The 24,605-nt window shown below is 29.9% G+C and carries 14 protein-coding genes; 13 read left to right on the top strand and 1 reads right to left on the bottom strand.

The annotated features are described in order from the left end of the window. Positions 1-197: 197 nt before the first annotated feature. The 13 genes from MAGB_RS03675 to MAGB_RS03735 all read left to right on the top strand — a co-directional run bounded on the left by MAGB_RS03675 (position 198) and on the right by MAGB_RS03735 (position 22,167). On the top strand, positions 198-2,408 hold the full coding sequence (locus MAGB_RS03675) for a putative immunoglobulin-blocking virulence protein (protein WP_004024439.1): 2,211 nt from the start codon (positions 198-200) through the stop codon (positions 2,406-2,408). Between the two features lie 28 nt (positions 2,409-2,436). Then, the gene (gene mip, locus MAGB_RS03680; RefSeq protein WP_004024440.1) at positions 2,437-5,034 is read left to right on the top strand and encodes an Ig-specific serine endopeptidase MIP; all 2,598 of its coding nucleotides are present in this window, start codon (positions 2,437-2,439) and stop codon (positions 5,032-5,034) included. Positions 5,035-5,112: 78 nt separating this feature from the next. After that, entirely contained in the window at positions 5,113-7,344 is a 2,232-nt protein-coding gene (locus MAGB_RS03685; protein ID WP_004024441.1) for a putative immunoglobulin-blocking virulence protein, read from the top strand. 205 nt (positions 7,345-7,549) lie between these two features. Then, positions 7,550-9,841 carry a putative immunoglobulin-blocking virulence protein gene (locus MAGB_RS03690; protein ID WP_004024442.1) on the top strand — a complete coding sequence of 764 codons (2,292 nt, stop codon included), beginning with the start codon at positions 7,550-7,552 and terminating at the stop codon, positions 9,839-9,841. Positions 9,842-9,870: 29 nt separating this feature from the next. Beyond that, positions 9,871-12,447 (top strand): Ig-specific serine endopeptidase MIP, encoded by a 2,577-nt coding sequence (gene mip / locus MAGB_RS03695; protein ID WP_004024443.1) that lies wholly within the window; start codon positions 9,871-9,873, stop codon positions 12,445-12,447. A 52-nt stretch (positions 12,448-12,499) separates the two neighbouring features. Beyond that, positions 12,500-14,011 (top strand): MSC_0624 family F1-like ATPase-associated membrane protein, encoded by a 1,512-nt coding sequence (locus MAGB_RS03700; protein ID WP_004024444.1) that lies wholly within the window; start codon positions 12,500-12,502, stop codon positions 14,009-14,011. Next, the gene (locus MAGB_RS03705; RefSeq protein ID WP_004024445.1) at positions 13,998-14,492 is read left to right on the top strand and encodes a DUF2714 domain-containing protein; all 495 of its coding nucleotides are present in this window, start codon (positions 13,998-14,000) and stop codon (positions 14,490-14,492) included. The genes MAGB_RS03700 and MAGB_RS03705 overlap by 14 nt, the downstream gene beginning before the upstream one ends. After that, on the top strand, positions 14,492-15,412 hold the full coding sequence (locus MAGB_RS03710) for an MSC_0622 family F1-like ATPase gamma subunit (protein WP_004024446.1): 921 nt from the start codon (positions 14,492-14,494) through the stop codon (positions 15,410-15,412). Before MAGB_RS03705 ends, MAGB_RS03710 begins: the two co-directional genes overlap by 1 nt. Then, positions 15,412-15,876, top strand: a complete 465-nt coding sequence (locus MAGB_RS03715; protein WP_004024447.1) for an MSC_0621 family F1-like ATPase epsilon subunit — start codon at positions 15,412-15,414, stop codon at positions 15,874-15,876. The genes MAGB_RS03710 and MAGB_RS03715 overlap by 1 nt, the downstream gene beginning before the upstream one ends. Beyond that, complete coding sequence (locus MAGB_RS03720; protein ID WP_004024448.1) at positions 15,866-18,112, top strand: MSC_0620 family F1-like ATPase-associated subunit; 2,247 nt, start codon at positions 15,866-15,868, stop codon at positions 18,110-18,112. Before MAGB_RS03715 ends, MAGB_RS03720 begins: the two co-directional genes overlap by 11 nt. 3 nt (positions 18,113-18,115) lie before the next feature. After that, positions 18,116-19,690 (top strand): MSC_0619 family F1-like ATPase alpha subunit, encoded by a 1,575-nt coding sequence (locus tag MAGB_RS03725; RefSeq protein ID WP_004024449.1) that lies wholly within the window; start codon positions 18,116-18,118, stop codon positions 19,688-19,690. Continuing rightward, on the top strand, positions 19,690-21,069 hold the full coding sequence (locus MAGB_RS03730) for an MSC_0618 family F1-like ATPase beta subunit (RefSeq protein ID WP_004024450.1): 1,380 nt from the start codon (positions 19,690-19,692) through the stop codon (positions 21,067-21,069). The genes MAGB_RS03725 and MAGB_RS03730 overlap by 1 nt, the downstream gene beginning before the upstream one ends. 21 nt (positions 21,070-21,090) lie before the next feature. Beyond that, complete coding sequence (locus tag MAGB_RS03735) at positions 21,091-22,167, top strand: MAG2950 family lipoprotein (protein WP_004024451.1); 1,077 nt, start codon at positions 21,091-21,093, stop codon at positions 22,165-22,167. 48 nt (positions 22,168-22,215) lie between these two features. Here MAGB_RS03735 and MAGB_RS03740 read toward each other — a convergent pair whose 3' ends face one another. Then, positions 22,216-24,549: an MAG2960 family serine endopeptidase lipoprotein gene (locus MAGB_RS03740; protein ID WP_004024452.1), complete on the bottom strand. Its 2,334-nt coding sequence runs from the start codon at positions 24,547-24,549 to the stop codon at positions 22,216-22,218. Positions 24,550-24,605: the final 56 nt, after the last annotated feature.

Raw genomic sequence — 24,605 nt, forward strand, 5'->3', positions numbered from 1 at the left:
TTTGTGGCTAATTTGGCATATGAAACAAAAATGTGGAATGATTTCCAATCAATTTACTTTTTTATTTTTGATTTTTAGCTGGTGCTATATATATATATATATATATGCCCCTGGCTATTGTTAAACTAATCAGGCATATATGATGTGCTTGATTTTTAATTTTTTTATTTTGCTATGTTTTTAAATGGAGCTAGTTTATGAATGTATTTAAGAAAAAGAGAAATAGAGTAATTATTTTTTCACTTGCTGCAGGTGCAGTTATTTCTACATCAACTGGTGTAGTTGTTTATTCATCTAGCTCTGATTCAAATTTATCAAGAATACTTTTTAATAATTCAACAGATGCTCAAGTAGCAAATAATAAAAATAACATAAGCAAGTCAACTGATTCAATTAAAGATAATAATGTAATTGAAAATACTAATCCCAAAGTTATTAAGCCAACTGAAACAGTTGTGCCAAAAGCTCCCGAAACAACTAGTGAAATTAGTTCTGCTCCTGAAATAAATAGAACAACCATAACTCCTGAAAGATCTGAGCCATCAATTACTAAGCCAAATGTAATTACAAAAGAGATTTATATTCACGGTGTTAAAGTTAATGCAACTATTGAAGTAGCTCTAGATAGGCCTGTTTCTGACTACGATAAAGAAAGGCACATAAATAACATAAATCCTTACCAAAATATAACTGTAAGCAGAGTGCTTAATGTCAAAGTAACTAATGAATTAAGAGAAAAGACTGTAAGCAGTGCACTTGATGGAAAAGATGGCACAGGATTATTTGCAGGTACATTTTTCAAAACTCTTGAAAATATTTTTAATAGCAGTAGTGACCTAGCTTCTGCTGAAGCAGTTGTTAGACAAAATATTGGGGTTTATAGAGACAATGTTCATCGTTATGAAAGACTGCTTAATAGTGCAAACGTAGTAAACTTTTTAACTGAAAAAGGCAAGCGAGAATACCCTTCAAAGAAGTTTGATTCAGAAATTCAAAGAAACATTTGACTTATTAATCATTTAGATAAAACTAAATTCACTACTTTAGCTAAAGATGCTGAAGCATTCTTAAGTCAAGGACTAGCAATTTCACCTAGATCAGCTATTATTAATGAAGATGGCACAATTAGCTCACATGGTTTTGCACCTGATGATCAATTTAATACAGTTACATCAAGAGTTTCAAGAGACAACCGTGAAAGAAGAGTCTTTGGCTATGATTCGCCATATGGTAGATCACCTGATAGTGTGTGAGAAGGCTCATATGAAGGCTGAAGCAAAGAAGATGTTACAGAAAAAGAAGAATACAAGAAATACAACGTAAGCAGTGCTGATGGAATTAAATTAACAAAGCTTACTAGAGAAAAAACTGATACTAGTGCTGGTGCACTTAATGAAGGACTGGTTGTAGAAATAGATGCAGCTAATTCTTCAGGCTATGGTAAGACTTTAGAGCTTATAAATAAGCTTAAAAATGACAAAGTACAAGTTACTTCATACAGAATTAAAAACATGGGCTCTAGCGATCCAAGTCAAGCATTTAAACAGATTCTTTTAGCCTTGCCAGATAATATCCCACAGCTTGAATTATTCTTCTCAGCTGAAGCTACAAACACAAGCAGTTTAATTGCACTTGAAAACAAACACATTAAGGAATTATCACTTTATACATTAGGTAATTCATTGCTTCATAAATGATCATTTAACCCTTTAGCATTAAGAAAAACTGAGTGAATTAACACAGTTGATTACAATGTAAGCAGAGACTTTTTGCCTAATGTAGCAATACCAACAAGAATTACTTTTGACACAATTGCTTTTGACAAAGAAGACTTTAAAGATAAATCATTTGACAGAATTAATGATGGACTAAGAATGGTGTATTTTGCTAGAAACAATGAACCATTTTTCCAAGCAGGATTAGGCCCAGGGCTAAATCCTGATCATAATGAAGGCAATAATAGCTATCCAATGGGCATTGATTTTTCTAGAATTGAAGGCATTAAATCACTAAGAAACTTAGTATTTAATGACGTAGTTAATCCAAGTAATACACCTAGAAAAATCAGGAGACTAACTTTATTTAATAATAATTCTTCATTTGAAATTTCTTCAGATGAACTAACTCATGCTAGTTTTGAACACTTTGCCACTGATGCTATGGATCAGTACTCTAAGCCAAAAATTATGTTTAGTAATGGCGATACAACTGATTCAATTAGAATAAGTGATTCTAAGAAATTAGATTCAAAAGCTATATGAAATTTATCTAAGTTTTTTGAATATAATGAAAAGCTTAAGTCAACTAAAAGCATTAAGGTTCCAGAAAGTGCAACTGAATTAAGAGATCAATTAATTAATTTAGGCTACAAAGTTGAAAATAGTGATGGCAATATCACATATACATAGAATTTACTTTTTAAAAGGAAATTAATTTATGAAAAAACTAAAGAAAACTTTGCTATTATGCTCATCTTCATCACTTTTGCCAGCATTATTAATTGCTGCTAAGTGTACTAATGATTCAAAAAAGGATTCTAAAGATGAGAAGAAAATAACTTTACTTAGCGATAGCGAATTTGAAAAATTAGTTAATGAAACAAACGATTTAAATGATCTTGCATCATTATCTTTTAATTCAAACTTTGGGCCAGGCAAATCTTTAGATAAAACATTACCAACTGAAATTGAAGAAAATCCTGGAAGCTTAAAAATTAGTGTTAAAGATAAATATTCAGAAAGCATTATTGTTAAAGTTCAGGGAGCATCAACTGAAAAAGATGCTCATAGAAATATTTCTAATATTAAAGGTGAAGTTAGTGTTTATGTAGGTTTTACAAACAAAAGCACAAGTAAAGAAATTTATAAAAACTTTACTCTTAAAAACTTAGCAAATAACCCTGTTGGAGCTGATCATAATGGCAGATTATCAGGTGATCCACTTGCTGCTGTTGGCGGACAACAAGGGTATCTTGATTATCATAAAAAGACACAAGCTGAAAGATTTAAAAAAGATAATAATGAATATGTAAACCAGCTTAAAGGTATGTTAAGTCGTGGCACAGGTAAGCAAGTGGATTTTAAGAGTTTTAGAGGTTTAACAACAACTGATGAACAAATCAAAAAGTTCAATGAAACAGCCAAATTAGTCAATTTTGATTCTTATGAAAATGCTGCATTAAAAGGCTTTACTGTTCCAGTTTATGAAAACGGCAAAGCAAGTTTGAAAGTTTATGATGCTCCAGAAATGTCAAAAGGCCCGTCACCTATCGATACAATTGGCAGAAACATTTATAGATCAAGTGGTTTAGCTAGAACATTGTTGAATGAAACTTACAAAACTATTGCTGAACAAACTTTCCAAGTTTCATTTACAACATTAAAAGATTTTGATGAGGAAATCAAGCAAGCTGAAAATTTAAAAAATCAGATCACAAGTTGGAACAGAGATCAAATAAATTCATTTACAGCAAAAGACAGGGCTAATCTTAAAGCTAATTATGAAACTGATGTTTACCAATTAGAGTTAGAAAGAAAAAGCCTTAGCGCTGAAGCGCTAAAAGGGTTAGAAAAAAGTTTTCAAGAAAGAAGAAAGAAGCTTGAGGATGATTTTCAAAAAGAAAATAGTAGACTTGAAAACATAACCAATGAAGAATTAAAAAAGGAAATTGAAAAGCACATAGAAAACTATAAGCAATTAAAAAGTGAAGGAAGAACATATTCATCAGTTTCAGGAACAATGTGAATAATGGATTTTATGATGCCTGAGAATGGAAAAGGCGCTACAAAGTTCTACTTCGGAACTAACTCTCACGTAGCAAAAGGCTTAACTGATAAAACTACTAAGTTTTCTATGTCAAGAATGAATGAAAATGTTGGTGTTGGCTCACATTTTAGATTAAATGACTTAGACGATAGATTTACAAGATTCCTTTTTGATAATGTTGACAAAGATGCAATAAATGTTATTTTCCAGGCAACCGACTTTTTAGACAGTAAGCCATCTGAATTCTTAGAATCATCACAAAAAGAAAAGTTCAAGGGCGTTGAAGAATTTATGGATTTTGCAGTTATTGAAATTGACTTTGAGAAAATCCTTAAAAATAAAAATGATAATTTCAGCGCAATATCTAACAGAAAAAATCTTACTTCTACTTATTCAAGTAAAAGCACTGAAGACATAGTTAAATTAATTACTAACAATTATCAATCTAAAACTGACAAACACGTTAAATTCAGAGCAGATTCATATCTTAAAGACTATAGCAAAATTGACAGACCTATAATTCTTGACACTAAAAAAGCTGATGAAGTTAAGAAATTTAATAATTTAGATAGCTTATACATTCTTGGCTATCCTTCTTCAACTGGTGACTATTTCCTAGAAAACTATATTGATGAGGATCAGCAAAAAGAAGTTAAAACTAACTTCTCAATGTGAATTAATGCTGATGATAAATATTATAAAAATGTAGCTGCTCAAGAAGGTGCTCCTTCTAATCATTCAAAAGAAAACTTAGAGAGAGGAGAGTTTCTTTCTTATGAAATTGGCTATCGTTCATTTACTGATAAACCAGGCTTAACCGATGGATTTATTGCAGCAAGCAGAACTGGAAATGATCTATATTCAATTAATGGTAAGCAATATTTTAATTATGGCTTGCACATAATGCCTAGATCATATGTTCCTTCAGGTGGAGCTTCTGGTTCTAGTGTAAGAAACAAAAAGAATGAATTAATAGCTGTATTCCATACTGCAAATAATTCAGCTAAAACAGGTTTAGCAGCAGCATTTAGATCATATGGTTATGATTATCAAGGCCTTTTTGGTGAATATAAATTACCTGCATATGACTTAATTTATGGTGGGGCTGCTGGCCAAAAGAATTCTTATAGGGATGCACTAGAGAAAAGATATCCTAAAAATGGAAAAGAGCACAAAACCAACTTATTCAAAAGTGGATTTAGCAAGGATCAAATTCCAGAAGAATTTAAGTTTAATGAATCAACATCATCATCAACCACAAGCAGATAAAATCACACACAAAATAACCAAAATGACTGTTTTATAATGCTTTTAGCTTTTAATAAAATCAAAAATAAGGAGAGAAAAATGAAGATTTTGAAAACTAAGAAAAACAGAATATTAATGTTTTCGCTTTTATCAGGCGGAATTATTTCAGTTTCAGCAGGAGTTGCTATTTATAAAGCTTCTTCAGATTTTAATTTAGCAAAATCTATTTTTTCATTTGATTCCTTTGATTCAGAACTAGCTAATAGCAACAATGTAAAGCACACAAATGATTCAATTAGAGACAAAAACATAACTGAAAAAGTTAATGAACCAGTAAAGGTTGAAGAGCCTAAAACCGAACCAATTATTATAAAAACACCTAAAGCAGAAGAATCATCAACTGCTGAGCCACCTAAAGAAACACCGAAGCCAGTTGAATCACAACCTATAATTGCTAGTCCAACTACTGAAAGAAGAAAAATAAATCTTAATGGTGTAGAAGTTTTCGCAATAGTCGAAGTTACCCCAGATAGAAAAGTAACTGACTATGATAAACAAAAAGGAATAGCAAACAGAGATCCTTATCAAAGCACTATAGTGAATAAATTAGTGTCAGTTGAAGTAACTGATGAATTAAGGACAAGCACAGTCAATAAAGCTTTAACTAGTGGTGAAGGTGATGGACTTTTTGATGGCACATTTTTCAAAGTCATTGATGACTTAATCAATGTTGATAAAGATTCATTGGAAGTTGCTGAAGGCGTGTTAAAACAAAATAGTCAAATATGAGAAAGCAATTTATTCCGTTATAAAGAACTTCTTGATTCAGAAAATGTTGTTAAATTTTTAAAGACTGGAAAGGATGTTGAATATAAAGATATTGTAGAAAAACAAGGTGGCTTTAAGACTCCAAATCAAAGATATATTTGACTAATTTCTAATCTAGACAAATCCAAATTCACAAAATTAGCTTCTACATCTGATAAGTATTTAAATGAAGGATTAGTAGTGAGCCCAAGAAATGCAAAAATTAATGCTAATGGTGAAATTGACGCCCATGCTTGATCACCATCTCCTGAATTTAATACTGTAACTTCTAGATATTCTAGAGACAATAGCTTAAAAAGAGTTTTTGGCTATAATTCATACTTTTGACGTTCGCCTGATGATACTGAAGAAGGTAATTATCCTGGCTGAAAGAAAACTGATGCAACTAGTGAGTTTAGTTCATATGGAGTTTCAGAAGGTGATGGCATAACAGTACATAAATTGGAAAGAATTGAAAAAATCAAGGAAGAGAATGGCCAAATTAATGAAGGCTATGTAGTTAATATTGATGCTAAAAATCTTGATGGTTATGCTAAAACCAAAAAGTTAATAGAAGATCTTAAAAAAGCTGGCAAAAAAATTACTTCATACCGTATTAAAAATATGGGCGAAGCAGATCCAGCTCAAAAATTTAAGGAAATTTTAGCTGCCTTACCTGATGACTTACCACAATTAGAATTATTCTTCTCAGCTAATGCTACTAATACAAGTAGTTTAATTGCTTTAGAAAATAAAAAAATTAAAGAACTTTCACTTTATACATTAGGTAATTCATTATTGCAAAAATGATCATTTAACCCATGAGCTTTTAAAAACACTGCTTGAATAAATACTAATGATTACAATGTAAGTTATGAATATGGCAGAAACAAGCCATTAGCAACTAGAATAACTTTTGACACTATAGCTTTTGACCAAGAAGACTATAAAACAGAGAATAACTTCGAAAGAATTAATGATGGTTTAAGACTTGTTTATTATGCTAGAAATAATGAAAGAGCTTTTCAAGGTAGCTTTGGCCCAGGGCTAAATCCTGATCATGCTGAAGGGGATAATAGTTATCCATTAGGCTTAGATTTTTCTAGAGTGCCAAATATTAAATCACTTAGAGGTTTAGAGTTCCATGATACTCAAAATCCAAATAATAAAGCTAGAAAAATTAAGAGACTGACATTATTTAATAGTTCAGATACCTTTGAAATATCAGGTGATGAGCTAGATAAAGCAAGCTTCCATCATATAATGGAGCCAGTTCCTGGTGATTCTGATAGACCTAAAATTTTATTTAGTAATGGTGAATCTACTAACAAAATAAAAATTAGTTCTAAAGACAAATTAAGCTCAGATGGACTTACAAACTTAAACAAATTTTTCCAATTAAATGACACACTTAAAGCAAATAAAAAAATTGTTGTTCCTGAAGGAGCAAGTGATCTTATTAGCCAGTTACAAGGCTCTGGTTTTACCGTTGAAGTTGGCATTGATGGCATAACTTACACATAGAAATTTTGCTTAAAAAATTTAAGTAATGAAGTTTACAAAAACACTATTTATTTAAGCTTTTCCACAAATTTTCCACATTTATAACAAAAAAATTTATTTGTGCTTTTAAAAAAACACTTTCCCTTTAGACTTATTTCTGTATTCCCTTTTTATAGGGTTTTTAGTTAAGTTAATTAAGTTTTTAAAATAATAATTTAGGAGTAATATGAGTATTTTCAAAAAGAAAAAGAGCAGAATTTTGCTAATTTCTCTTTCAGCTGGAATAGTGGCTTCTGTCTCTTCTGGTGCCTTAATTTATAACGCTGCTAGTGACAATAATTTAAGCAAATTATTATTCTCAAATGAAAGCGATTCACTGCTTCATCCTTCAAGCAATGTTGATTACTCAAGAACAGTTAATTCAATTACTGATAAAAACATTAAAGAGTTATCAAAGCAGCCAAAAGTTTTAGAAAAACCTGAAGATATAGAACCTATTATTACTCCTAAAATTGAAATTAAACCAGAAGAAACAATTACTCCTTCTAAAGTAGAAGAAGCTAAGCCAGCTGAACCAGCTGCTACTCCAGAACCTCCTAGAATTACTCCTGAAATTAAAAACTATAAGCCTGATATTTCTGCGTTAGTAGAAAGAACCGAAAAAGTTAGAATTTTTGGTGTTGAAGTTAATGCAAAAGTTTTAGCCCGTCCTGATAGACCTGTGTCTGAAAGGGATAAAGCAAGCGGAATAACTAATCCTAATCCTTACCAAAATGTGACTGTGTCTAAGTTACTAGGCATTGAAGTAACCGAAGATTTAGAGAAGAAAGTTATTGAAAATGCTTTAGGAGATGGCGATAAAGGACAAGGGATTGGTTTATTTAGTAATAATTTATTTAAAATTGCTGACATAATAGGAACATATGAAGGGCTAGCTAAAGCCGAAGATGTTTTAGTTAAGCAAAATCCAGGCACATGAGGCGAACAAATACATCGTTATAAGCAGTTAATTGATTCGGGGAAATTTAGAGATTTTCTAAAAGATGGCAAACGTGAAGAATATGAAAACCATGTTAAATCAGGATTCTTCAAAACCCCAAATCAAAAATATTTATGAATTATTATTAACTTAGATAAAAGTAAGTTTACAAAAATATCTCAAAAGTCATTAAATTATCTTAAGCAAGGATTGGCTATTGATCCAAGAAATGCAATTATTAATGCTGATGGTGAAATCGATTCATTAGGTTGAGATGTGCCTGATCAATATAACACAGTAACTTCTAGACTATCTAGAGATAATTCAACTAGAAGAGCATTTGACTATGATGAATGATATCTTCGTTCATCGGATTCTATTGTTTCAGGAACATTTCCTGGATGAGATAAAAAAGATAAGACTCAAGATTATAAAGATTCTTACAACATCCAACCAAGTGATGGCATAAAAGTTTTTGAATTAACTAGAAAAAACCCTGTTAATGATGGAAGTAAGAAAAATAGCGGCATTGTGGTTGAAATAGATGCTGCCAATTCTTCTGGATATGGCAAAATAAAAGAGTTAATTGAAAAATTCAAAGCAAATAACAAAGAAATAACTTCATACAGAATTTTCAACATGGGAGTAACTAGCCCTACCCAAGAGTTTAAAGACATACTTAAAGCTCTGCCAGATAAATTACCACAATTAGAATTATTCTTCTCAGCACAAGCTACAAACACTTCTAGCTTAATTGCTCTTAAAGACAAAAACATTAAAGAATTATCATTATTTACAATGGGTAATTCATTATTAGATTCATGATCATTTAATCCTTGATCATTAAACAAGGTTGAATGAATTAACACAAATGATTACAACGTTAGTGCACAGTATCCACCTAATACACCTATAGCAACAAGAATTTCATTTGATACAGTTGCTTTTGATGCTGAGGATTATACAGGTGATGGCAACTATGAAAGAATCAACAACGGCCTAAGAATGGTTTATTTTGTAAGAAACAATGAACCATTTTTCCAAGGAAGACACGGTTCAGGACTTGAACCTGATACTGCTGAAGGCGGAAATAGTTATCCAACTGGTTTAGACTTTTCAAGAGTGCCAAACATCAAATCACTAAAAGGCTTAGTATTCCATGATGTTGAAAAGCCTAATAATGGTTCTAGAAAAATTAAAAGACTTACTTTAGCTAACTCAAGCGATTCATTTGAAATCTCTTCAGATGAATTAAGTGCTGCTGGACTAGAAAACTTAGCAATTGGCGAACCTGAACCACCTAAAATTTTCTTTAGTAATGGAAGCGGAACAAAATCAATCAAGATTAAGCTAAAAGATGGATCTACAACGCTAGACGGCAACGCCATAGAAAACCTTCGTAAATTCTATGCTTATAGTGATTCACTTAAATCAGGAAATAAGTCAATCAAGGTTGAGTCTAATGCTACTGCATTAAAACAACAGCTAGCTGGTTTAGGCTACAGTGTTGAAGAAGATAGTGGATTGCAATATACCTAATTTACCTATAAAACAGTGAGAAACATACTATGAATAAAAACAAAAAGATTTTATTAATTACTTCTGCAAGCATACTAACTCCTGCTTCAGTAGTTGTTGCTGCCCAGTGCAACACAAACCAGAATAATTCACAAGCTGTAGCAAGAGTTCAAGACTTAAGCAGTGAAGAGTTTCAAAAATTGATAGCCCAAACTAGTGACTATTCACAATTAGTTAAACTAGTTTTTGGCTCAGATGGTGGTAGACCACTAAGCGAATTATTACCTTCACAAATTGAAGATAATTCACATAACTTAAGCGCTGTTGTTAATGAAAAGTATGCTGATATCATTGATGCTAATGTAGTTAATGCTACAACTGAAAAACAGTTGCCAATTATTATCTCTAATGCTAAAGGTGAATTAAATGTTTTTATTAATTTTAAAAACAAAAAAACAAATGAAACAGCAGAAAAAGCATTTAGGGTTACAGGACTAAAGTCAAATAATGGTTTACACCATTCAGGAGTACTTCAAAGAGATCCAAATGATGCTCTTAAAGGCGCTGGTGGTTTCAAAACTTATTTAGGCTGAAATCAAAAAGAACGTTTTGATTATGACAATAAGCTTTATGTGGATAGCATTAAAAGCTGATGAGGTGGCGGTGATATATTAGCAAAACGTGGGCTTGAAAAAACAACTGCTGAACAAAAGAAAAAATTTGATGATTTAGCTAAAACTGTTGGTTTCGATAGCTATGATAATGCTGCAGCAAAAGGATTTTCTCTCCCTGTTTATAGTACTGATGGCCAAGTAAGCGGTCTTAAAATCTTTAATAATGAAGTAGGTAAATCAGCTTCACATATTGATACTTTAGGTAGAGAATTGCCTAAGACAAATGGACTTGCTAGAACAATTCCTAATAAAACTTACCAAACAATTGCAAAGCAAACTTACCAAATCACATTTAATTTCAAAAAAGATTTCAAAAGGGAGTTAGCTGAAATTGAGAAGAATATTAAGTTTTTCACTGATAAATCTGATGAACAAATAAGACAATATTTAGATAGCCAAATACAAATATTAACTGGCAATCATGAGTTTGCTCTTAGAGAAATAGAAAAAAAATGAGCATCACTTTCAGACGAAGCTAAAAAAGGTTTAGATGAGGCTCATAAAAAAGAAATTGAAGAAGAAAAAAAGAGGTATGAAGAAGAAAAAAATAAATATTCTTCATGAACAAAAACCGAGTTGCTTAAATGACAGAATGAAGAAAAACAAAAAATAGAAGACAAGAAAAAAACTGGAGAATTTGGAGATAGAGTTTCAGGAACTATCTGAATTATGGACTACCAGCTTCCAGAAAATAATAAAACTGCTACAAAGTTCTATTTTGGTACTAACTCGCACGTTGCAAAAGTCTTAAAAGAACACGACTTAACAGGATTTTCTCTTTCTAGAGTCGATGAAAATGTTGGTGTTCATTCAACTTTCAAATTCAATGACTTGGATCCAAACTTTAAAAAGTTTAGTTTTACTAACCCAAAAGATATGATAAGCAATGTTTTTGATGCTGTTGATTTTATGAATACAAGTCCTAGAGATTACATTGATAATAGCCAAAAAGAAGAGTACAAAGATGCAGAAGAATACATAGACTTTGCAGTTATTGAAATTGACTTTGAAAAGTTAAATCCTTCAGAAGTAATTATATGAAGTGAAAACAGAGATATAGGCAACACTATACCACAAAAAGGTAATAAGGAAGAACTTATAAAATTAATTACAAATAATTATCAAACTGACACAAAGAACCATGTTAAATTCAAATCAAAATCATATTTAGATAGCTATGATGAAATCGATGTCCCATTAGCAATTGATGATAAAAATAAAGAAGATATCGAAAAATGAAATAGTAAGGAAGGTTTATTCATTTTAGGCTATCCTCGTGCTGATAAAGACTTTTATTTAGATAGATACATAGATGAAGATGCTATTAAAGTTTCTAAGGAAAACTATTCACTGTGAGTAAATGGTGATCATAAATGATACAAACAACTAGCTACACCAGAAGGACAGCAACCTGCTTTTCCTGAATATTCAGTTAATAATGGTGGCAGATTATCATATCAAATAGGATATAGGACTTTTACTGATAAACCTGGACTAACAGATGGCTTTCTAGCCGCTCCTACAATTGGTGGTGAGTTTTATTCAATAACTGACAAAAGTGATAGTAAAACAAAGAGATACGTCAATTATGGACTTCACTTAATGCCTAGATTCTATGCTCCTAATGGTGGTGCATCTGGTTCTAGTGTTAGAAACAAAAACAATGAATTAATTGCAGTATATCATGCATCAAATGACAGCGCAAAAACTGGTTTAGCAGCTATATTCAGATCTCCTGGTAAAGATTACAATAAGCTTTTTGGAAAATACAACCTTCCACAATATGACTTAATTTATGGTGGTGGTAAAGAACAAAAAAATTCATATAGGCAAGCATTACAAGAAAAGTATAAGTCAATGAATGGTAATTTTAAGACTAAATTATTTGATAAGGGCTTAGAAGAAAACAACATTCCTGAAGCGTTCAAATTCAATAACAATCAAGCCAAATAATCCTATAAAACAGCTTTATTAGCAAAATAAAAAATATTAGTAAAGGAGCAAAATGCATTCAAAATCCATTAATATTGAAGAAAAAAGAATTTATGATGATAGCCAAAGTTTAGCAAATAAACAAAGAAAAAGTTTTATTGCTTCACTATATAAATCATTGCTTTTGTCATATTTCTTTATTTCAATGCTATGCTTACTATTTTTAATGCCTTATGGATTATTTAGTAAAAAAATAATTGGCTCTTACCATTTTATATTTGACTTTTCAGTTCTTACCACTTTAGATGCTAACTGAATATTCATCTTTAGACTATGCCTTTTTGGATTTATATACTTTTATGGACTATTAAAAGCTTATTTAAATATCAATAAAAATAAAGAGCGCATAAAAATATATGCACTATGATTTAGCCTCTACTGAGCTTTGTCACTAACTGGATTTCTATTATTTTTTACCTTGCATATAATTGATGTTAAAAAGCTAGTTTATGTACTATTTGTTATAGTTATATACTTGCTTGCTGACATTTCATTTACATTATTTAACTTTAAAACCAAGAAGAAAACTGAACCTGTTATATACTCAAGCAAAACACCTTTATTAATTGATATAGCTTCAAGAATCTTGCTTACAGCAATTACAATAGCAGTCTTTTTTGCTTGAGCATACACATATACAGGTGCTCCAAATACTTTTGTAAGAATGTTTGCTTTATTTAATGAAAGAAATCAAAACATTCCTTATAATGCTTTTTATAACGCTGCCTTTAAGTTATTTAAAGTCAAAAGCGTGCTTAATTTCATTATTGTCATTTTAATGTCACTAGTTATTGGCTTACTGTTAATAGGGCTTAAAATTTACTCAATATGATCACTAGCTTATAAACAAGTAAGATCGCAAATTTTTAAAGACAGATTACAACTTTACCTAGTTGGCATCTTAGCCTCAGCAATTTGATTACTTAGCTTATTTAGCTTAAAATACCCACCAACACATGAATTATTTGGCCAAGCTGAATCATTGCAATATTTAAATATTCTTTTTGGAATATTTAATGTAATAGCTGCATCAAGTTTTATTGCCTTACTATTTGTAAGAAAAATTAAGCTTAACAGCATATTAATTAAAACCACAATTATGGCGCTATTTCAGTGAGTTATTTGAATAAGCTATATGATTGCTAACTTTATTAATAAGCAACCAACAATTGCCTTAATTAATTTATTGCTTACTGCTTTATCATCATTAATTATTTTCTACTTCTACTTTAGAAAAAGCAAGCTTAGTGCAATATCAAACTCACTTGCAATTAGTCTAAACACCATTTTATTATTCATCTTAATTTTAGTATTTGGCTTTAATCAAGTACTTTTGGCTGAAAATAATAAAAGTTTAATCATACTAAGTACTAACTTGTCAGTAGCTCAAGTAATTTCAATTGTTATTGTCTTATTCCAAATGATTTATTTAACATACTCACTTACTCAATTAATATTAGTAATTAAAAAAACTTCAGTGCTTAATCAAGAAGTTATAGAAAAGAGAAGCTATGAAAACGCATAAAAATGAAAACAATTTAATGTTTAATATTTATAACCAATATGAAGAAGCTAAAGCAAGTAATTTTTTTGTTAATTACAACAAATTAATGGCGCAAGTGTTGCTAGAGTGCAATCTTGGCTTTAGCTCTGATGAGTATGTTAAATTTGGTAAAATGTTTGATGAAGCATTAGCTAAAAAATATGACATTGTTTTAGAAAAGTTTGTAATTAGCTTTAATGTTAATCTTAAATTTAGTGCTGATGCCTTAGTGCCTGTGTTAAAAGCTGATGAAGATTCAAATACTGAAGCATTTAACTTCAAAAGTGCTAATGATGAAAAATTTAATAAGTTACTAAACTTTTATAACAAGTTAGTAAACAGCTTGATTTTAGCTGATAAATATGTTGAATTATTTCCCAATATCATTGTTTTTAGGTCTAAAAACACCAAATCACTTAAAGTTCTTTTTGATGCAAAAAGTGCATTATTCAGAGGTGAATAATGGATTTAAAAAAGTTAGAAAATAAGTTAGACAATCTAAAAAGAATTGAGCAAAAGGTTAATAATGATAAAAATATTTTGCTTATTGACATAATGAAGCAAAATAGACTACTTTCATTTTATGTAAAAAATGCTAGACATAATAAAAATATGATTTTAGCCTTAAGAAATGAATACTCATTTAAAAGCTTGCTAGTTTCAAAAGATGATTATCCATTTAAGTCACTAGCAATTATTAAAAAAATAAGAAATTTATTCATTAAACCTAAAGAATTATGAATTTATTTAACTGAAGAGCAAAAATATGCAACCGATTCATATTCAAGATATGAAAATAACATTTTAAGTAACACTAAAAAAGTTAGTGCTGACTTTATCACAATAGGTAAAAGAGCACAAGAATTTTGTAAGTCTAATAATTTAAATATTATCTATGAAATTGATAATTCAGATATTTATTCAGATTTATCATGAAGACTATGCCAAATTATTAAATTTTTATTTGCTCAAGAGAATTATGAATCATTACACTTTGTAATAAATTCAAACAAAAACATAAACGGCAATTTTACCATTTTGCCTGTAAATGAGTTTAATATAGACATTTTGAGTGAATCAAGTTATGAATCAGAAGATGTTAATATTAGGAATTTTAAAATTTTCCCAAATATTGACCAATACATTAGCAGTCAAATAAATTCATTTATAGAAAACTCAGTGCAATCTCTTTTAGTTGAATCATCATTTTATAAGTCAAAAATTGGTTTAGTTTCAACTAACAAAATCATCAATGAAATTGATGAAGAAATGAAGAAAATAGGCAAGAAAATAATTAGAATCAAACGTGAAAACGAAATCGAAGAAATTGTTTTACTAACTAGCAACAATAAAAAATTTCTTTCTAGAGAGGGTAATAACTAATGAGTCAAAAGGGTTTTAATGTTGTTATCAACTTTATAGGAAATAAAGAAGCAGTTTTCAATAATGCATTAGTTTATTTTAATGCTGATGAAGAAGGGGACTGAGTTCAGTTAGTTGATAATTCAATTTTGGGCTATGAAATTATCTTGCTTAAAATAGTTGATTTAAACACTAATATTAGTAAATATATATTTGCAAAAAATACAAATATTACAGTTTCAAATAATACAATTAGTATTTACACATTTTCACAATTAGCCTTTTTTATAGAGACAAAAGTCAAAAAACAATATAGCGAACAATATAAAGAAGTAAACAAAAAAGTTGTTGCCTTAGAAGCTATGCAACAATTAGGAATGAGCATTGATCAATTATTAGAGTTCAATAAATTAAAAGAAGAAAAATATATTCTAAAGATGAAAAATATACATAAGTTAAAGGAAGAGGAGCTTTATGAAGATTAAAAAGATACTTCTATTTGCTAAAACAATTAGCCCAGCACTTACTGCTCCTGTTGCTTTAGCTTCTGTAAGTGCTAGAGGAAATTTAGACAAGCGTTTAGATGGCACTGAGAGTAATGGCAATGGAAATTCAGGATCTAGCACAGGCAATAATTCTGGAAGCTCTAACAATGGTGCAAATGGTTCAAGCGGTGCAGGCAGTTCATCATCTCGAGGAAAAGGAGTAAGCCCTCAATTTAGCTCTTTTGCTGATAAAGCTAAAAAGGCTGTTGATGCAGCATTAAAAGAAGCGGTTGAAAAAGTTATTAATTTTACAGAAGCTGAACTTAAGAAAATTGACTTATCAAAACCGCAAGAAGAAAACAAAGAAAGCAAAGAAACTTATTTAGAAAAATTAGAGAAGCAAGTGTACTTAAAGGCTTTAAATAAGCTTTTTAAGGAAAAAAAGAGTTCTTTAAATAGTGTTGAAGACTATGCCAAATTAGGACTTCCAGTAACTTTCCCGTTTGTTATTTCTAAAGACAAAAAATATGACGTTGGTACTGTAACTTATAATGGTAAAGAATATAAGGATATAAAAATTGGTAAAGAATCTGACCGTGACTATTCTAAAGTTATTGAAACCAATAATAAAGACAGCATAACTAAATCAGGTGAAGAAGAAAACATTGCCTCAAATCCACAATTTGAAGCTGCTTTAAATAAATATACTCAAGACTTAAATAAATCAATTTTGGAAATGGTTTATAATCCTAAGGAAATTCCAAAATTTGGTAAAGATATCTTTTTAGAAGATGCTAAATTTGATGCTAAAGAAGGTTTTACAGTTAAACATCCACAAAATAGCCAAAGCTGAGATGATTACATTGTAAAAAGCATTAAGCCTAAATTTGTTGATTTTGACTTAAAGCAAAATCAAGAGTTTAAAGTAATAGATGAAACTCAGCCTTCACCTAAAGTTAATCCACCTAACTTGCCTGATATTAATAATAAGCCTTTAGTTCCTGGCAAGCCACCTACAAATAATGAGACAGCTAATCCTTTTGATCAGTCAGAAACATTATTATATTTAGAACCATATGCTAATTATAGATATTCAAGCAGTTCAACTAATGCTTTAGCTAACTTGCTTAGAAACTCTAGCGATACTGATAAAGAAAAAATATTTTTCTTCAATAACCCTATAAATACAAGATTTAAATACACTGTTAATGATGTAGATAATTCTGGTGTTGCAACTGTTAAAATAACTGATACAGCTAAGAAAAGTAGCTTTAGAACATACAACATTCAAAAAAATAACTTTAGTTCAGATCCAAGATATATGTTTTTATTCCAAAAACAATCAGAAACCTTGAGTGCAAAATTTACACAGCTATATAAAGCACTGATGCTAGATGAAAAAATTGATTATGCAAAGCTAGCTCATAATGAATTGCAATTATCTCTTTTTGGTATGGTTAATACCGCTACTAAGATAGTTACTGACCAAAAATTTGTTGAGCTATGAAACAATACTATTGTTAAGTATGCTGAAAAAATTGACACTCCAAAAAATGATGATGATTACAAAAATATTGTTGCTAATTCTAGTGAAATTGTAATCAATGAATTAATTCAAGCGCTAAGTGCTTCTGAATTAAACAATCAGCCATTTTGAAATTCATTAGTTAATGCACTTTCAGTAGTTGAAAGTGATTTAAAAGAAATAGCAAATCATAAAGAAACTAGAGCAAAAATAATAAGTAAGTTTAAAGCTTTTAAATTAGACTTTAAAGTATTAGATAACACATTTAATTTATTAAATGATTCACTACTAAAACTAAGAGCATCAGCTAACAACTGAGCTAAAAGTTTTCAATATAGCAAATGATTTGATGAATATACAGCTAACGTGGCTGATGTAAGAGAAAACATTGAATTTTTAAGAGACTTTTTAGAACCAGCAGTACCTAATGAAAAGTCTGAAGAGTTTAAAAAATTACAAGATAGCTATACTAAAGCTATAAACAAAATAAAAAGTAGTAAAAGCAGTGTTAAAAGAGCATATTATGCTCTTGGTGGCACACTATTAATAATAGGACTAATTCTATCACTAACTAATGTCTTAATATTTACACTTAAGTATAAAAACAAATTAAATAAAGCAATTAAAGGTGCCTTTGGTATTTCAATTTCAGTTTCAGCTATAGTGGCTCTTGTTGGAATAATTTTAATATTACTAGGACTTAAAGGATAATAAATGAAAGCAAATGATAATATAAACATTATTACAAATGTCAAATCAGCTTCTAATGATATGCCTAAAATAAGTGCTGTATTTGACTATATTATAGAAGTAAAGGGAAAATTTAACTATAGACAACAACAAGTTTTCACTTCTAGCAAAAACAAAAATGCAAGACTATTTTTAATTAGTGCTTTTTCTGACACAGCTTATTTATTAAGCAATGAAGAAGGCAGAAAATTAGCTATAAATGACCAAATAGTTTTACTAAATGAAACAAATGAAGTATTTACCTCAAAGGAACATTTTGGCAAGGTTATTGATATTTATGGTAATGCCATTTTGCCAGTTGCACAAGTAATTAAAAAAGACGATTCAGCTGTTTCATCAGAAATTTTTAAGCTAGCACATGATTTAATGAAAGTGCAAAGACTAAATGAACAGCTATATACAGGAATTAATGCAATTGATTTATTAATTCCTATTGGTAAAGGTCAAAGAGAATTAATTATTGGTGATAGACAAACAGGTAAAACACATATAGCACTTAATGCAATTATTAACCAAGCTGCCAAAGGAACTAAGTGTATTTATGTAGCAATTGGACAAAAAAGAGAGAGCATTTCACGAATTTATAATACTTTAAATCAGCACAATGCACTAAAAAACACAATTATTATTGACGCTCCTGCTAACAGTGCTTATGAACAATATTTAGCACCTTATGTAGGTATGGCTCATGCTGAAAATATTTCAGCAACTGATGATGCACTAGTTATTTTTGATGACTTAACAAAGCACGCTAACATTTTTAGAGAAATTGCCCTATTAAGCAATAAACCAGTTGGAAAAGAAGCCATGCCAGGAGATATGTTCTTTGCTCACTCACAATTATTAGAAAGAGCAGGCTCATATAAAGGCAAAAAAACTATTACAGCACTTCCTATTATCCAAACAGTTGATGGTGATATTACTAGCTTAATTGCTTCTAATGTTATTTCTATAACTGACGGGCAAATTGTAACTAGTGCAAAATTATTTGCTAAAGGTATTTTGCCAGCTATTGACATTGACTTTTCAGTCTCTAGAACAGGCTCAAGCGTACAAGATAGAACAATAGCTAAAGTCGCTGGTGTAATTAATAAAATTTATAGAAAATACAAAAGACATCTTAAGCTTTCAATGCTTGATTATGAATTAAACAAAGAAGTTTCAAACTTAATGTATAAAGGTAAAATGGTTGATAAACTCTTTGCACAAAGAGGTTATTCACTTTATTCATATAATTTTGTGCTTATGATGAGCAAAATTATTCAATGATCATTAATTAAAAATGTAAAAGACGAACAAAAAGCATTAATGTTTATTGATGAATTTATCAATAACTATGCTGATGGAAAAAAACAATTCGAAATAATGAAATCAAATGCTACCTATGATGATGAAATAATGAAAAGTTACTTTGCATTTGCCTTGCAAGAGTATTCAAATTATGCAAATTTAGGTTGAGAATTGGAAAATGAACACAGTTTCTTGCCTATTTCTGAGTCATTTTTAAATGAAGCTGCACTTAAATTAGGAGATAAATAATGAATGGAAGAGTTATAAATATACTTGGTGATGTTGTTGAAGTTGAGTTTAGCAAAGACAATTTACCTTTAGTAAATCATTTGCTAACTACACACGATGGTCAAACTTATTTATTAGTTAAGTCAGTTATCAATGAAACAACTATCAAGGCAATAATTATTTATTCATCAAGTTCAATTTCATTAAGCGACAAGGTAGTAAATACAAAGAGAAGTTTTATGGTGCCTGTTGGCCCTTTAGCTAAAGGTAATATTTATAGCTTTAAAGGCCTTTCTTTAAATAATCCTACTGCTCCTAGCCCTGAGTATGTAGAAATGAACTCACTTATAAATAACGATAGAGAAATAAATACAAAATTCGAATTAATTGAAACTGGAATTAAAGCAATAGACTTCTTCATTCCAATCGTAAAAGGCTTTAAATTAGGCATTTTCGGTGGTGCTGGTGTTGGAAAAACTGTTTTAATGAAAGAAATAATTTTCAACGTAAATAATAAAAATAAAAACACTTCAAATATCTTCATTGGTTCAGGTGAACGTTCTAGAGAAGGTATTGAGCTTTATGATGAATTAGTACAATCAAACTTAATGCAAAATTCAACAATGTACATTTCAAAAATGAATGAATCAGCTGGTGCAAGAATGTCAATTGTACCTATTGGCATAACTGCTGCTGAATATTTAAGAGATAAGCAAAAAGAAGATGTATTACTATTTATTGACAACATTTACCGTTTTGTGCAAGCCGAAAACGAAGTTAGTGCTACTTTAGGTAAAAAGCCTTCAGTTGGTGGCTATCAATCAACACTTGAAAGTGATGTAGCTAATGTACAAAACAGATTGTTTAAAAACTCTAATGGTGCTATAACATCATTCCAAACTGTATTTTTACCAATGGATGACTTAAGTGATCCTTCTGCAGTGGCTGTTTTCAACCACCTTGATGGTAACTTAGTTCTTTCACGTGATCAAGCTGCTAAAGGTATTTTGCCAGCTTTTGATCCTCTTGCTAGTTCATCTAACTCAGTTGATGAATTAATTATTGGCAAGAAACACTTAGATGCAATTATTGAAGTTAAAAAAATTCTAAAAGCTTACAAAGATTTAGAAGATGTTATACTTATCCTTGGTTTTGATGAGTTAGACGCTGAAAGCAAGATTATTGTTAAAAAAGCACTACAATTAGAAAACTTTTTCACACAAAACTTTTTTATGACTGAACACTTTACTAAATCACCTGGTCAATATGTACCTATGAATGAAACAGTAGAAAGCGTTATAAGAATTGTTAATGGTGAATATATCAAGCAAAGCCCTGAAATATTTGCTTTTGTAGGCTCAGCATTAAACATTAAAACAGATAAAGAACTAGGACTTTAATAACAAATTAGGAGTAAATATATGAAAAGAGATGGAATTAAGAAATTATCAATTTTAACACTTTCACCACTTTCAGTTGTTTCAACATTTGCATTTATTTCAGCTTCATGTGACACACAACAGAAAATAGATGTGGTAAACCCTGTGGGGGGGGGTATTAAATCTCCTACAAATATTCAAAATGAGATTGATAAGCAAAATGATGCTCACCTAGAAAGCACAAACCCTGCAGTCAATGAAACAAGCGAGTCAAGAGCGAAAACAAAAAAAGATGAGAAAAAGGTTGAGGAGCCAAAATTAATAACAGCTCCAACCGTTAGCACACAAAGTTTAAAGGATATATTAAAAGACTCATATAATTTATTTGATGAAAATATTAAAGACGCGACAAAGTCAATTAATGAGTATGCAAAAACTAAAAATGATGCAAAATTATATGAGGCTGTTTCATATTTGGAACAATTAATTTCTGAAATTGAAAGCATTGATTCAATTAAAGATAATAGTGGCATTAAGAAAATTCTAGAAGAATTAAAGTCTTCAATAAATAAAATATATGAACTGTTTGATTTTATTGACAATAATGAATATGGAATAAAAGAACTAGAAAACATTCTTTCTGAAATAGAAAAAGAATTTAAAGCAATTAAAAGCACTGCAACAGACAACTGAAAAGAAATTATTGATAGTATTTCATTCTTAATAAAGAATCTTTTAGAAAAAGCTAAATCTAAGATTAACTTAAACAGCGAGAGAAGCAATAAAGACTTAAATATTGCTTCTGGATACATTGACGAATTGGTGGAAAACAGTGATGTTGCGAGATTACATTTGGATAAACAAATTGCAAAACTTGTTAAAGAATACCAAGATGTAAATCAAAAATATCAACCTGTAAAGAAAAAGTTTGATGAAATAGACAATGGCTGATATAGATTTAGAGCTTTCTTCTCATCAAGCATGAGCAACTACTATCAAAAAATACATAATGAGCTCACACAATATGTAAATCAAATAAATAAAATTGTTAAAAAAATAGAAAGTCTCAAAAACATAAAAGCAAACTTAACCAAAACTCCTATAAAAAAGGCAAAATAGTTAAAAATAATAACAAAAAAAGACATCAAAAGCCTGTTGATGTCTTTTTTAATTCTGAGGATTAATTTTAACAGTATAAACTTTGTCCTTAATTAGCTTATTTTTAATATCATTTCTTAAATTTCCATCAAAGCCATTATTATATGTGCTATGACCTTCCATTAATAATATAGCGTTTGAATAAGTGTTATAAAGTTCATCATGTGTATGAAGATAATTAATGCCAACTAAATTAAATGATGAATCAATAGCAAGCGAACCTGATGAGCCACCATCAAGTGTATTTTCTTGACTATTGTTTAAAGCTTTAGTATACATATGTGAGTGTTGATTTACTGTTGTAATAGGCATTCCATGCTCATCTTCAAAATGCGTATTAGGCTTATTTATAAAGCTCTTAGTATATTTTGTTCAATTATTATTAATTGAATTAAAGTCTTTATTTTGCTCCTCATTATATTTAACTCATAAGCTGTTTATGCTTGAGTCGCTAATAACTCTGTTTTGAACATTAATTACGCCGCCTTGTGATTTTGCAGCTTTGAAATGAAAGTTTGTGTTATCTATTGCTGGATATCCGCCATATAAAGTAGTTTTAATTGGATGATGTTTACCATTTTTACCCACTCCAATATGCCAGTTTTTCTCTTGTTCTGTTTCAACAACCTTAGCTAATTCAGGAAGTATTTTTGATAAGTTTGCTTTTTTAATTCGTAAGCGCAATAAAACAAAATCTGCACCAGCATTTTTACTCTCACCAATTCTTGATGCTTCGTCATATTTGTCAAAATATTGTGGTGCTATTGCAACATCATGACCCATAATGCCATCTGCATAATATCTAGGCGTGTAATATGGTGCAATTAAATATTGCTCATATGCTTTAAAAAGCAAATTAGTATTGCTAAATTGATCTCCGCCTATTTCAGCACTATTTGAGCTTAGTTTATCAACTTTTGCTTTTGTGCCCATAAAATAGATATTTTTGCGTTTAGTATATATATCAGTTTCGCTGTCATAAAAATTATCTATGTCTCAAAAACCGCCATATCATTTGCTAGCATTAGATGATGAATCAGAATCAAAATATAAGGATCTATCAAAAGTGTTTCTAAGATTAAAAACATGCATATTTGTAGCTAATAATAACTCATATGAATCATCCTTTTCAGCTTCAGGGCTTATAATTCTATCCATAACTCAAACTGTTCCTACAGTTTGAGAAGTAGCAAGGTGGTCAGGAGTTAATCTATAAGGATCTCTTCTAAATTCTACAGTGCCTATCCTTAAAGAAAAACTACGATCATAAATGTATTGATAGAAGTCTAAATCTGATTTTAAGTTATCAGTATTATTTTTATTTAAATTAATAAGATACTTATTAGATTCTGTTGTTATTAGAAGCTCAATAGAGCCTTTATTATCATCAAAATTATCTCTAAGATCAATAATTTTTTCATTAACCTTTAGCACTTCTGCAACTGATTTATAGTCCATATAGTAAAATAGCTGACTTAAATTAGATGGCAAAAATCCAAAAGGATTTTTAAGCACTAAATCATTTAAATTTACATCTAGCTTAGCTGCTTTTTCTTTATCGGTTTCATTAAAATTGTTCAAAAATTTTTGACTATACATACCATTTGCTGAAAGAGTATTATTATAAAAATCAACCTTTTGCTCAGCAGAAGAACCATAGTTACCATATATACCAATATCCTTAGTATACTCTCAATATTTATCAAGCAAATTCTTGTTTGAATTAACATCGCCATAACGGAAGTTTATAGGATTGCCATTATCAGCAGTATTTAATCATTTGCTAATGTTAGCAAATGCATTTTTGTATTCGTTTGTTTGTGTAGCTATTTCATACGAATTTTTGGAAAATAAATAGTTAGATGTAAGAGAGTGCTTTGAAGATAAATTAGTTGTATCTGGTTGATTTATAAGCTTATTAGGCAAATTTTGGCTATCAGGAATTACTACAATTGTGTCAGCATTGCCACTATCATTTTTATTTCTCTCATCATTCTTTTTAGAATTTTCTGTAGTATTAGGTCTAGGCAATTTAAACTCGAAGGTTTTTGATAAAGCATGCAAATTAGTATCTTTGAATAAAAGCTTTACTGATACTATGATTTTATCTTCAGTTACAGATAATATAGGCTTTTCAAGAGCATATTTAGATTTATCATAAATAAATTCAAAGTCTCTGAGAGCCACGTTTGCTGCCTTAATGTTATTGTTTGATAATTTAACATCTATATCTGGATTTTGATTTGCTTGATTTTGATTATTACAAGATACTAAAAGTAAGCTTGAAAATGATAATGAGCTGGCTGAATTAATAAAAAACGGTCTTAGTTTCTTTTTATTCATTGCTAAAATAAATAGTCCTGTGTTCTTTTAATACAAGAAGTTAAAAAAATAACTCG

The sequence above is a fragment of the Mycoplasmopsis agalactiae 14628 genome, from assembly GCF_000266865.1.
In the GTDB taxonomy this organism is placed as follows: Bacteria; Bacillota_I; Bacilli_A; order Mycoplasmatales; family Metamycoplasmataceae; genus Mycoplasmopsis; species Mycoplasmopsis agalactiae_A.